Source organism: Bacteroidales bacterium (assembly GCA_016709865.1).
Taxonomy (GTDB): Bacteria; Bacteroidota; Bacteroidia; order Bacteroidales; family VadinHA17; genus LD21.
The window spans coordinates 1,431,422-1,443,626 of sequence record JADJLX010000005.1; the positions used below are offsets into that span (position 1 = coordinate 1,431,422).

The window sequence follows — 12,205 nt, forward strand, 5'->3', positions numbered from 1 at the left end:
CTTCAAAAAGTATAGGCTGCTCCCACATTCCATCTGAATCCGGGAAACGGTTCAATATTACTTTGAATGGCCTGTGTGCACTGGAAGTAAAGAGAAAAAGGACTATTTCTTACCGATGAAGAAATCTTAGGTGAAATAAACAGCCCGTCTTCATTTCCGGTGTAATTAATATAGAATAACATAACATTTGCCGCCAATGATACTTTTTCACCTAACATTATTTCAGACCGGTCTCCAACAATGCAGAAAAAATGTCCCTTAATAGTACCAGGCTCCTGTCCCCTGTCATTCCAGTAAGACAATGACAGAGAACTCTTTGATGTCAGTTTATATGTGCCCGACACTTCAAAGGCGAAATACCTCTGTGCTTCATGGATTGATCCCTCTTCAAGTAAATACTTTGATCCAAAAGTACTGATATTGAAACCGGTTCTTAATTCAAACTTTGGCTTTACAACTATCCTGTAATGAAGCCAGTTATCGATGAACCACGGTCTGAGATCGAGCCCGTATGCCAGTGTCGGATCATAGCTGAACCGCCCCTTAGCCAGCGTAATTGATGCCATAATTGCTGGTTTGTCGAGCGAAAATGAAGGAATGGATGCTATACCGTTACTATTAAGACTTATTGTGCAGCCGGCTTTAAGTTTTGATGTCAGGGTGTCGTTGCTTTCAATTGAAAATGACACGAAGCTAAAGCAAAAGAGAATTGCGGAAACGAATAATTTCATTCGGTATTAGTATTGAATTATGGTTGTCTTGTAATTTCTTCAGTCTTTTCAATCTCGACCCACAATGGCATGATTTTTTTCTGACCTGTCAGATAAAAAGGAGTGAGACCGCATTTCATTTCTGGCAATTTAATATTCTTCATCTCAATCACATCAGTACTGCGAGCTTCATTCTTCATCTGACTGATAAACGTACCGGTCTCCAGCATCATTCTTCCCCCTGCAGGTATGGGTTTTAAAAATCTGAACTTAAGGTTATAGGTTCCCTCATTAAAATGAACTCTCCACGTTCCGTATGCCTCTTCCTGATCCCAGACTCCCCACTGACCATCGGCATCATTACGGTTCAGAATGACAGGATTCTCATGTTTAGTGCCGGCGGAGATATAAATCTTTTCTTTCATATTGACAGATCCGGAAAGCTCTGAGAACCTGTTATCCAGTTCCGCTTTAAGAGAAGCTGCAACTGAAGGAAAGTCCTGAACCATGTTCTTCTGCTCATAAGGATCCTTCTCAATATCAAAGAGTTCAAACTTGCTTACAGGGGCATTATAATCGGTGTTTCCGACCAGTTTATACTTTCCTTTCTGAATAGCAATATTATTGTAAAGTTCAGGTGAATGCCTTGTCCAGTAGAAAAACAACGATCTTTCCTCTGTATTGCGTTGTTCAGAAAGTATATACGGAACAAGATTAACACCGTCTAAAATCCTGTCGTCAGGAAGTGATGCGTTGCATAAAGCGGCAAGCGTGGGTAAAACATCAATATGTGCAGCTGTTGTCTGAATGTCAATATTTGATTTTTTCAGTGCCGGGTACCTTAACCAGAACGGTACTCTCACGCCTCCTCTGTAGACAGTTCCTTTTAATCCTCTCATTCCTCCCACGTAACGTCGTTGCTGCGGTCCATTATCAGTCATAAAAATCACAACGGTATTTTCAACCAGATTAAGATCCTCAAGTTTCTTAAGAACCCTTCCCACATTCTCATCAATATTTGAAACCATTGCGTATACCTTTCTGGCATCCTCCTTATCCTTTTCAGTCATTTGTAACTGAGGCTGCATAAGCTTTTCAAATCCAAGGGAAGGATCAATATCCTTATAAATATTATAGTATTTTTCAGGGACCAGCAACGGGGTGTGAGGAGCATTAAATGCCAGGTAACAGAAGAACGGATTCTTACTGTTATTCTCAATAAAGCCAATAGCCTGGTCAGCAAAAATATCAGAACAATATCCCTTGAAATTTTCACGGATTCCGTTATGCCAGAGAACCGGATTGAAATAACTGCTGTCGCCTCTGAAAAATGTTGTTATGTCACCCGGCTGGCCCATTCCGCCGCCAAGGTGCATAACCGATTCGTCGAAACCCTGGTCAATTGGCCGTGAGGGGTAGTTGTCGCCGAGATGCCACTTCCCAAAATGACCTGTAGTATAACCCGCCTTCTTCAGAATTTCAGCAATAGTTACCTCTCGTGCTGACATTATTGCACCGCTGTTGTTGGTGTCCCTTACACCTGTCCTGAGGGAATAACGTCCAGTCATCAGACTTGAACGGGTCGGTGCCGATACCGGGCTGACATAAAAACTACTGAACCTTACACTCTCTTCGGCAAATCTGTCAAGCACTGGAGTTTTTACATGCGTATTGCCTGTATATCCAAAATCACCATAGCCCTGATCGTCGGTGATTATCAGAACAACATTAGGATGTTGCTTTGAAGGCTGGGCTGAGATAAGTGTCAGCCCGCACAATCCGGTTGCCAGAAAGCTTATACGCTTTATCCCATCCATGGCCTCTGCCGTACTTTAGCCTGATCAAGTGCGTTCAATGCTATATTTACATCCTCAACAATCTGGAAATCGTACATACCAAGACAAACAAAGTCAGCACCGTTTGTATAGGCATATTTCAGTCCAACTTCAGGCTTTATTGCCCCTGCAGCCAGAACTTTAAAGGCTATCCATGGCTCAGGCAGAGTACCCATATACCTGATTGTCTCCTCCGGATCAAAATCAAAGTAGTTGTCCATCCATTCCTGATCAGATTTAGCTGACCAGTAATTATGACTATGACAGGTCTTTACCCAGAAGTCGGGTTTAAGACCATGCTCAACACAGGTTTTAATTGCTTCAATCCTGTGGGCTCCGATACCTGCAGGCTTACCATTCTTCCTTATCTCTTCAAGACCCTTGCTAATAAGCTCCATTCTCTCCTCAACAGTTCTCTTTTTAGGGTCATTCCATTCAGGATTTGTCCAGCGGTCGGTTATTTCGCCCTGACAATACAGAGCATCCCAATCGGCAAGTAAGGAAAGCTCTATTCCTTTCTGAAAATCGAGATTAGTTCCGCAATCGGAGATGAATTTAATCTTACCCCTGAATTCGTGCTTATACTTCTGAAATATCCTTCCCATCTGCGGATTGGAAATAATAGCATTTATTCCGCATTTCTCACCCAGAGCTAAGGTCTGCATTACTTTCTCATCAGTATGATATGTCTTCACCAGTTTGGAAACATAAATAAGGTCGCGTGCATGTGCCCATCCGCCTATCAGATTACCTCCCATTATAAGCCGGCTGAGCTCAAAGTCAGCAGGTTTTCCATCTTTGCCTGTGTGCTTTATTATTCCTTTGGGAACCTGACCTTTCAGATCCTTGATTGTGGAATAGTTGAAACTCAGAAGAGTAGCACTGGAATTAGCATCAATACCTTCAACCTTTAAAAGCTTTTCCTCGTAACTATCCCATTTCCTTTTTCTGTATAATGCATAGGCAAAAACACCAAGGGCCGGAACAGAAATAAGATCTCTTATTGCTTCACGTCTGTCAAGAACTTTCTTAGCATCTTCAGGTTTCTCCCCAACAGGCTTACGGGCTTTCTCTTCTCTCCACCGGTTAATAAGTCTGTCCATACCAAAGTGATAACCTGACGTCATGAACGAAAATGCAGCCAGTACAAAAAACTCAATAAGAGTTTTGTTAATCCACAGATAGCTTCCTTCAACAGGAACACCAACTGTGTATCCCGGTACTGGAGGATATGCTACAAAATAAAAGAGCAGCATAACAGCACCTCCAATACTGGCATATCTGGTAAGTAGTCCGGCAATAAGTCCGAGACCTACAAGTATCATTCCCCAGATATTTATAAAATCAACAACTGATGTAACAGCAGCGCTATCTGCCATCGCATTAAATACCGGTGCAAAGATCCATCTGGAACCCGCAAGGTAAGGAGCTGAGCTCCAGTTGCCTGCAACAATTTTTGCAATACCTTCATAAAGAAAATGCCAGCCGATGGCAATTCTTACTACAGTTAAGAGCCAGGAAGCTGCTCTGTTGATGCCGGAGATTGGTTTATCGTGCATATGGATTGAAATATAATACTGAAATTACTATTTATATTTTTTTGTAACCACTTCTGATCAAGCAAATTAGTTTTGATACCCTATAAAATATAATGCTCTACTTCATCAAACTTACACCATTTTTGCCGGTGTACTTGTTAATCAACCTGTGCAATTCATTTCTGTTAACCGGTTTGGATATATAATCAGTGCATCCTGCATTTATAGCTATTTCCCTGTCACCTGAAAGAGAATAGGCCGTTTGAGCTATAATCGGTATGACCTTATTAAACTCTCTTATCTGCTGAGTTGCTTCAAGTCCTGACATTCCCGGCAGCCTGATATCCATCAGAACTATTGAGATATCAGGATTCTCCCTGACGACCTTTATTGCATCGGAACCATTAATACAATGTAGTATTGTAACCCTGTCATCCGAGAGGAGTTTTTCAAGATAGAGGGAGCTGGAAAAATCATCTTCTACAATCAGGATCGTTGCCTTGCGATCAATACCTTCCAGCAAATGGTTTCTGGTTTTATCAACAGGTTTTGATTCTGCTTCAGGGATGAAAGGAACGGAGAATGAAAAAGTACTTCCCCTGCCATGAACTGAATCTACCCAGATTCTGCCACCAAGCATCTCAATATATGCTTTTACGATGGACAACCCCAGTCCCGATCCCTCCTGTGGACGGGTAACCGAATGGTCGACCTGAATAAACCTGTCAAAGATTGCATCAATCTGATCAGAAGGGATGCCAATACCTGTGTCTTTTACATAAAATACCAGATCATCAGCTTTAACAAAGCATCCAAATTCAACAGATCCTGATGATGTGAATTTTACAGCATTTTTTATAAGGTTTGTAATTATACTCTCAAGTTTATTTCTGTCGGTCTGAAAGCTTACTATATCATCAGGCAGCTGATTGGAAATAATAAAAGTCAATCCTTTCTGATCTGTTTGTTGTCTGAAGAAACCATGATAATAGCCCATCAGTTCTGAGATATTTACAGGTGAGATATTTATTTTTAGCTCACCGGCTTCAATTTTTGAAATCTCAACAATGTCATTAATGGTTTCAAGAAGTCTGTGACCGCTTTGAGTTACAATATTTATATAAGCAGCTTTGTTCTCCTCTGAAAGGTCTGGTTCCCTGAGAAGTTCAAGGAATCCTATTATCCCATTCATTGGTGTACGTATTTCATGACTCATATTAGCGAGGAATGAGGACTTCAGACGGTCGCTTTCCTCAGCCTTTTCCTTGGCGCTTATCAGCTTCTGTTCTTTTTCAAGCCGCGATTTAACATTAACAAGAGTCTGGGCATAAACCTGAAGCAGCTGCTTTTCGTAATCATTATAAATGTGCTTCTTAATGACAGAATCGAATCCGACGAATCCAATACAAGCGCCCTCACTCATCAGAGGGATTGTGAGAAGACTCACTATTTCCTGTTCACGGAGTAATTGCTTTAAAGGAGATTCTTCCAATAGATTAGCATCAGGAATATTTACCAGTTCACCTTTCCGGTGATGTTCCACCCAATCTGCATACAGGTCTATATCCAGTTCCTGATTGTTATCAATCTGAGGAGTTATTCCGTCGTTACACCATTCAAAAGTGTTAGTTCCGGTATTCTTTAAAAAGTCATAATCAAAGACATAAGCTCTGTCAGCCCCGACAAACTTACCAATCTTAATAAGAGATTCATTAATAGCCGATTTAATGTCCTTTATCGGGAGGTTTATAAAATCAGCCGACAGTTCAACAAGCACTTTTCTCAGATCAGCCTGGTACTGAAGCTGAATCTGGGCCAGTTTTTTCTCAGTCACATCCCTCCCATAGAAAGATGCCCCAACAACCTCATTATCTATAACAATTGGATTCATGGAGACTTCAATAAAGACTACAAGATCCTCCATGTCTATCCTGTCTTCAAAAAGGAAATGCTCGTTTTTAAATGCCCTGTCGTATCTTTCTTTCCAAAGGCCCCGGAGGTTCGCGGGGAGGGAATCAAGAATATTTACACCCTTGTCAAGCCTGACACCAAATGTCTGTTTAAATGCACTTGCGAATACTTCATTTACATATTGAATATTATAATTCCTGTCAATCGACCAGATACTTTCCAGACTATTTTCTATTATGGCTACAATATTAGCTTCACTGGCTTTTACCGCATTCTCTGATCTTTTATTCTCTGTAATATCCTGAATTATGCCATCGAAACAATATGGAATCCCATTTTTATCACAAACCAGCCGGCTGTTATCCCTTACCCAGATTAATTCTCCGGTTTTTCTTCTGAGAATTAACTCACTCTGAATAAGCCCTGCTGAATTCTGAGAAGCCCTGATCTGAGCTTCCCTTTCTACAGGGTTCTGATAAAGTTGTCTGACATTTATTTGCAGAAGTTCATCTACAGAATCGTAATTTAAGATCTTTACAAGAGCTGGATTTGAATATATGAACTGGCCATCAATAGTGGTCCTGTAAACTCCTACCGGCAACTGATCTGTCAACGATCTGTACTTATCCTCACTTTCCTTAAGCGCTTCAATTACCTTATATCTCTCAGTGATATCCCTCGCCATTGCAAAAACCACCTCTTTGCCAAAAAACATTCCCTTATTCAGAATAATCTCCTTTGGAAATTCTTCTCCGTTTTTGCGCCAGCCCCAGAATTCAAATCTTTGTGTCTTCCCTTCAAAAGCCTTTGTAACATACTCTGATGTCTGTTTTAAATCGTTTCTCCCGGGGGCGGAAACTGAATCAGGTTTCTTGCCTACCAGTTCATCCCTTTTGTAACCGTACATCATAGTAGCAGCAGGATTCACATCAAGGAAAGTACTGTCTCTGTCAAGAATGTATATGGCATCGGTAGCATGATCAAAGATACTCCTGTAACTTAATTCGCTTTCAGCAATTGTCTTGCTCATCTGCGAAAGACGTTCATTTTCGGCTATAAGAGTACCGCTTTTATCAAGCTCACTCTTCAGATGCTTCAGACAAGTAATATCATCAAAGAGCATTATAAAATAACCTGCTTCATATGATACCAGATGTACGTTGTACCATTTTTTCAGTGATTCAGAAAAATATTCAATACTATCGGAAGCTCCGGTCATGGCTACCTTCCTAAAAAGTTCCACATTTTTTAATAATGGATTTTCTTTTGAACTGAAAAGATCGGAAGCATTTCTTCCTGTAATTTTTTCCGGATTTATGCCTGTAAGCTCCGTAAATGCCGGATTGACATCAATAATCTTATAATCTGCCGGGTTATTATCAGTGGCAGCTAATAATTCATTATAGGAATAACCGAATGATGCCTGACTAATAATCGATCTGTAAACGATTTCTTTCATAACCGGAATCATGAATAATAACTAATTAATCAAAAATCCTAAATATCGAAATGGTAGTGCAAGTAAACAATTATGAGAATATTAACAGCAAATTTTATAAATTAATATTCGAAATCAATTTTCATTTTTTGGATTCCAGACTCTGTACTCTCTCATCAAACATCAGTGCCAGCGACGGATCAAAAACTGCAAGTTTTTTCCAGTCTTCAGAACCATATACCCCTGCTTTCGAATAATCGAAAGGTACAAATTTTATCTTTTTTATCACAGATTGGTTTTTGAAATGAAAATCAAAGGCGCCAGGATTTACAAACAGGGGATCGGCTATAACTGAATGTGTATCTTTTCCTGTTTTCTGCCATTCAGAGAATGATTTGTCTGTGAACCTGATATCTTTTGTTCGTGTATCCCAATAGCAGTTGTAGTCAGTTAACAGATTAAATTTTGACCAGTTATTAACGTGAAGTGAACCTTTATCAAAATAGACAATATTATTTGTAAATGTTATCGACCTGTGCTCCTCTACCCGTGTTGCCTGAAGCTGCCCTCTGATATTCATTGCAAAAATATTGTTCCTGATTATATTCTCCTTTCCGTAATGCTGATGGAAACCTGAATTTTTGCACTCGTAAACGAGGTTATTCTCCTCAACTATACCATATGATCCCTCGTCGGTATAAAGTCCCCAGCCTCCGTAATCGAATGAATAGATATGATGGACAACATTATTTGAAACGGTGGTACCTTCTGAAGCACCAAGGGTGTATACGCCACCCATATCACATAACTCGCCCCACCCCAGATGATGTATATGATTGAATTCGATAGTATTTCTCTTCGAGGGGCTTGTTGCATATCCCCAGACCCATCCGGCTGAAATACCCGAATACCTTAGATTTGCTATCTCATTATGAGTCAGTTTGCAGTCGCTGGCATTAAAAAGAATTATACCGACAGCACAGGGAAAAACATGACCGGCATCCCTGATTATATTATTGTCAACTGTGATATTGTTTGTGATTTCACTTATATCAGGCCGGATTATTGTCTCTCCGATTTTCACACCGCCGGCCCCAAGGTCGTGCATATAAGTCTGATTAACAGAACAGTTGCTGCAGGCTCTCCGAATCCAGAAAGCATAAGTACCGGTATGAGCTATCTCACAATTCCTAAAACTTATATTTTCTGCAAAATCAAGGGTAACAACTGCATCTATAGGAGCAGCAGCCTGAGCCGGCTCATTTCCATCGGCCGGAGTCAGATAACCAGCAATCTGGAAAACAAGATTTTCAAATCTAATATCTCCCGTTTTCTTTCCTGTAAGAGGATCTCCCTGAATTGAAATAAACTCCTTAAGCACCGGAGCATAAAATGTTGTATTTGAAATAGTTTCCCCCTCATCAGGAATATAATATATGTATCCCGATCTGTCGAGAAACCATTCACCCGGAGCATCAAGGGCACTTCTGAAGTTTTCAGCAAACCACCTCGATTTACTATTTATCGGATTCCATGGCTTCATCCCTTCTCCGACCGTATAGACTGAAGAATTCTGCCTTGTATATCCGGTAATCCGTTTCCGGGTATTATCCCAGTTATGATAGAACACAATTAAGGCATCATTGTAATCCTGCTTCGAAAAGGTCTGAAAGCACTTAGCGTCTAAACTGTCAAGTTCAATTTTCTGAACTGCAAGTTCAGGGGATCTTCCTCCGCCCTTTTCGAGTACCGTCTCAGTAACTTTCTTAACAAAATTAACTCCGGCATTTGGAGTCCTTGCACGTGTTGCACGCTTACCATTTACATAAAGCTGTTCGAAATACGAATTATAAAATGCAACCTGTGGAACAAAGGCCTTCCAGAGCTTATCATTTACTTTCTCCCATCCCTTAAGCTCCGCAGCTCCCCTGAATATAGCTTTTTTCCCTGCCTCGGCCCTGTAAATAACCGGCGACGCAGGAGTACCTCCATCAGCAGGATTGAGAAAAAGAGGCTCGACCATAAAGTATTCGCCCTCCCTGGCAATAATCTCAATTGGCTGGCTGACCTGAGAATTCTTTCTTAATTCCCGGGCTTTGTCGCGGGCAGCAGTAAGTGTGGCCAGTGGTTTATCAACAGTTCCCGGATTGCTGTCATTTCCTGTTGGAGAGAGATAAATAATCTGTGCAAAAGCAGAATAATGACTTACTAAAATCATAACAATTATCAATCGGACAGTCAATTGAGTTTTCATAATTATAAGTTAAATTTAAAGTCATAAGCTATGTATTTAAATTTTAAATTGCAACGGAAAGATGAATAAAAAGACCTTCGTGTTCCTTCGTGTAAACCTTAGTGTACCTTTGTGGTAAAAAGAAAAACATTGAAATAAATAAAAGATGCTATACCGATTCTCTTCAGGACGACTTCTTTTCTGGCTTATGCCTTTACTCATTTTCACCAGCTGCTCAGTTGTTAAAACTCCATATTTTAAAACAGATTACTATAAACAAACAGTATCACGTCTCGATAGTCTGAAACCGGGAATAATAAATGTAAATGATACACTTTATGCAGGTTTTGCACGGATCAGTATAACTCCTGACCTGAGTAAGAAGTATGACAGGAAGAAAGAGGCAAAACAGAATATAATACCGCTGGCAGGATACGGAAACCGGCGTGGAAAACCTGCAGAGGGCATTCACGATAGTATCTTTGTCAAAGCCGTTGCATTAAAGACAGGGAATCAGACACTTGTTCTTGTAAGTGGCGATATCCTTATTATGCCGCCCAATATAATTGATGAAGCTGTAATAGAATTATCTGAAGAAGGAATAAGGAGGGATCAGCTTTTTTTTGCCGCTACCCACTCCCACTCAAGCATTGGCGGATGGGGCTACGGTCTCATGGCTAAAGCCTTTGCCGGAAAAGAAAACAAGAATCTGGAGAAATGGCTCATCAGCCAGATCAGGGCTGCCGTAATTAATGCTATGGCTGACCTCATGCCGGCAAAACTTGGATCGGGAAGTTTTAATGCTTCACCATTCACCAGAAACAGACTGACAGGTAACCAGGAGACTATAAATAAAGATTTTAGTTTCATTGTTATAGAACAATTCGGGGGAAGAAAAGCAGTAATAGGATCATTCTCTTCTCATGCCACAACACTTGGAAGAACAAACATGCTGATCAGCGGAGACTATCCGGGATACTGGCAAAGAAAAATAGAAGCCTCATACGCTGATATTGCCTTATTCTGCGCCGGATCAACCGGAAGCCAGAGTCCTGTTGGAAAAGGAGATGAGTTTGATAATGCAAAATATATTGGAGAATCGCTGGCTGACAGCGTCTTAGTGCACTTGAAAAGTATCAGAATGATTGAAAAATCAACAGTTTCTTCACTTTCACTCAAACTTAATCTGCCCGAATACCATATCAGACTTACAACAAACAAAAATATAACATCAGGACTCAGCAACAGGTTAATGCCTCTGCCGAAGAATGTTTACCTCCAGACATTAAGCCTCAACAATTTAATGTGGGTTTTCACACCGGGTGACTTCAGCGGGGAATCTGCCCTAATAATTAAGAAACTGCTTGCAGGCAAGAATTATGAAGCAATAATCTCAGGGTACAATGGCAGTTATATCGGGTATATTATGCCGGGAAAATATTTCTATCTCGATCATTATGAATCGAAACTTATGGGTTGGTTCGGTCCGACAATGGGCGATTATGCAATGGAATTGATTGAAAGAATGAATGATTCAATTATTGAATATAAGGGCCCATTTTATCCCATTTTACCTCAGTCTTTGAAATAAACCAGGTCTTCCCTTTGTCATTGTTCCCCTGAAAAAACAGGTAGGTTCTTCCGTTTTCATCGAGAAAAATATGAGGATGGCCCGACTCGCTTGAATTCCATTCTCCCTGCTTTCCATTGGGAAGGAAAGGCTTATCAGACAGGCGCTTCCATTTTACTCCATCCTTGCTTACTGCAACTCCAACCTGCTGAGGAGCATTGTTATAGGCACCGGCATAGAACATATAGAGTTTTCCGTTTCTTTCTATAACTGAGGCTCCCTCAATGCAATCTTTCTCCCACGGAAGCTCAGGCTGAAGCATTGGTTTGTCTGTTGAAAGATTTTTCCAGCTGCTTCTGCTGAAATCACTTGTCCCGGAAGAAATGGCAACACCCTGCATCTGGATCTTATAATCCGGATCGCGTGTAGCGTAATAGAGAAAGTAATTTCCTTTATACTTAATTACTTCTGCATCGATAGCCCTGCCGCATGTCCATTGTCCATCAGGACAAAAGACCGGATTGGTGGCATCGCGGGTGAAGTTTATTCCGTCAGAGGAGATAGCATGACATATTGCATCATCTTTACCATTACCATATGTCTGGTAAAAAAGATGAACCTTCCCGTCAATAACCCTGGCACAGGGTGCACATAAACCTTTGCTTTCATAATCTGCAGCAGGAGTTATTTCACCGGTCTTTTTCCAGTTAATCAGATCACTGCTTTCTGCTATTCCGATCCCCCATCCCTGCACTGGATTTGATTTATCCTTATACGGCTGTATTGAATAATACATCAGGTACCTTCCTGAAAATTTAATCACGTGAGGATCTTTTGAAAACGGGGTTCCGGTTCTGGAAGTATCACCGAAATACATTTCAGGTTTAGGCATATTATCCGACTGTTGCCCTGAACCTTTTAAGGTGACAAAAACCAAAATTACTGATAAAATAAAAAGTCTTGTTCGCAT

At 40.7% G+C, this 12,205-nt stretch carries 7 protein-coding genes; 1 reads left to right on the forward strand and 6 read right to left on the reverse strand.

Annotated features, from left to right (window positions below):
- Window positions 1-2: 2 nt before the first annotated feature.
- The 5 genes from IPJ16_14500 to IPJ16_14520 all read right to left on the reverse strand — a co-directional run bounded on the left by IPJ16_14500 (window position 3) and on the right by IPJ16_14520 (window position 9,686).
- Window positions 3-731, reverse strand: a complete 729-nt coding sequence (locus IPJ16_14500) for a hypothetical protein (protein ID MBK7628384.1) — start codon at window positions 729-731, stop codon at window positions 3-5.
- A 17-nt stretch (window positions 732-748) separates the two neighbouring features.
- Complete coding sequence (locus tag IPJ16_14505; GenBank protein MBK7628385.1) at window positions 749-2,527, reverse strand: arylsulfatase; 1,779 nt, start codon at window positions 2,525-2,527, stop codon at window positions 749-751.
- Complete coding sequence (locus tag IPJ16_14510; GenBank protein ID MBK7628386.1) at window positions 2,515-4,104, reverse strand: DoxX family membrane protein; 1,590 nt, start codon at window positions 4,102-4,104, stop codon at window positions 2,515-2,517. The genes IPJ16_14505 and IPJ16_14510 overlap by 13 nt, the downstream gene beginning before the upstream one ends.
- Window positions 4,105-4,201: 97 nt before the next feature.
- A complete protein-coding gene (locus tag IPJ16_14515) occupies window positions 4,202-7,453 on the reverse strand; it encodes a PAS domain S-box protein (GenBank protein MBK7628387.1) in 3,252 nt (1,083 codons plus the stop codon).
- Window positions 7,454-7,574: 121 nt separating this feature from the next.
- Window positions 7,575-9,686 carry a right-handed parallel beta-helix repeat-containing protein gene (locus tag IPJ16_14520; protein MBK7628388.1) on the reverse strand — a complete coding sequence of 704 codons (2,112 nt, stop codon included), beginning with the start codon at window positions 9,684-9,686 and terminating at the stop codon, window positions 7,575-7,577.
- Between the two features lie 145 nt (window positions 9,687-9,831).
- Between IPJ16_14520 and IPJ16_14525 the strand changes: the two genes are divergently transcribed.
- Window positions 9,832-11,256, forward strand: a complete 1,425-nt coding sequence (locus IPJ16_14525) for a neutral/alkaline non-lysosomal ceramidase N-terminal domain-containing protein (GenBank protein ID MBK7628389.1) — start codon at window positions 9,832-9,834, stop codon at window positions 11,254-11,256.
- On the opposite strand, the gene IPJ16_14530 is transcribed toward IPJ16_14525, so the two are convergent.
- Window positions 11,204-12,205 carry a family 43 glycosylhydrolase gene (locus tag IPJ16_14530; protein MBK7628390.1) on the reverse strand — a complete coding sequence of 334 codons (1,002 nt, stop codon included), beginning with the start codon at window positions 12,203-12,205 and terminating at the stop codon, window positions 11,204-11,206. The two genes, IPJ16_14525 and IPJ16_14530, sit on opposite strands and share 53 nt — an antisense overlap.

Bases quoted from the DNA above. Each gene is read 5' to 3' on its own strand.
- IPJ16_14515 (MBK7628387.1), bottom strand. From the start codon at position 7,453: ATGAAAGAAATCGTTTACAGATCGATTATTAGTCAGGCATCATTCGGT.
- IPJ16_14505 (MBK7628385.1), bottom strand. From the start codon at position 2,527: ATGGATGGGATAAAGCGTATAAGCTTTCTGGCAACCGGATTGTGCGGG.
- IPJ16_14525 (MBK7628389.1), top strand. From the start codon at position 9,832: ATGCTATACCGATTCTCTTCAGGACGACTTCTTTTCTGGCTTATGCCT.
- IPJ16_14520 (MBK7628388.1), bottom strand. From the start codon at position 9,686: ATGAAAACTCAATTGACTGTCCGATTGATAATTGTTATGATTTTAGTA.
- IPJ16_14510 (MBK7628386.1), bottom strand. From the start codon at position 4,104: ATGCACGATAAACCAATCTCCGGCATCAACAGAGCAGCTTCCTGGCTC.
- IPJ16_14530 (MBK7628390.1), bottom strand. From the start codon at position 12,205: ATGCGAACAAGACTTTTTATTTTATCAGTAATTTTGGTTTTTGTCACC.
- IPJ16_14500 (MBK7628384.1), bottom strand. From the start codon at position 731: ATGAAATTATTCGTTTCCGCAATTCTCTTTTGCTTTAGCTTCGTGTCA.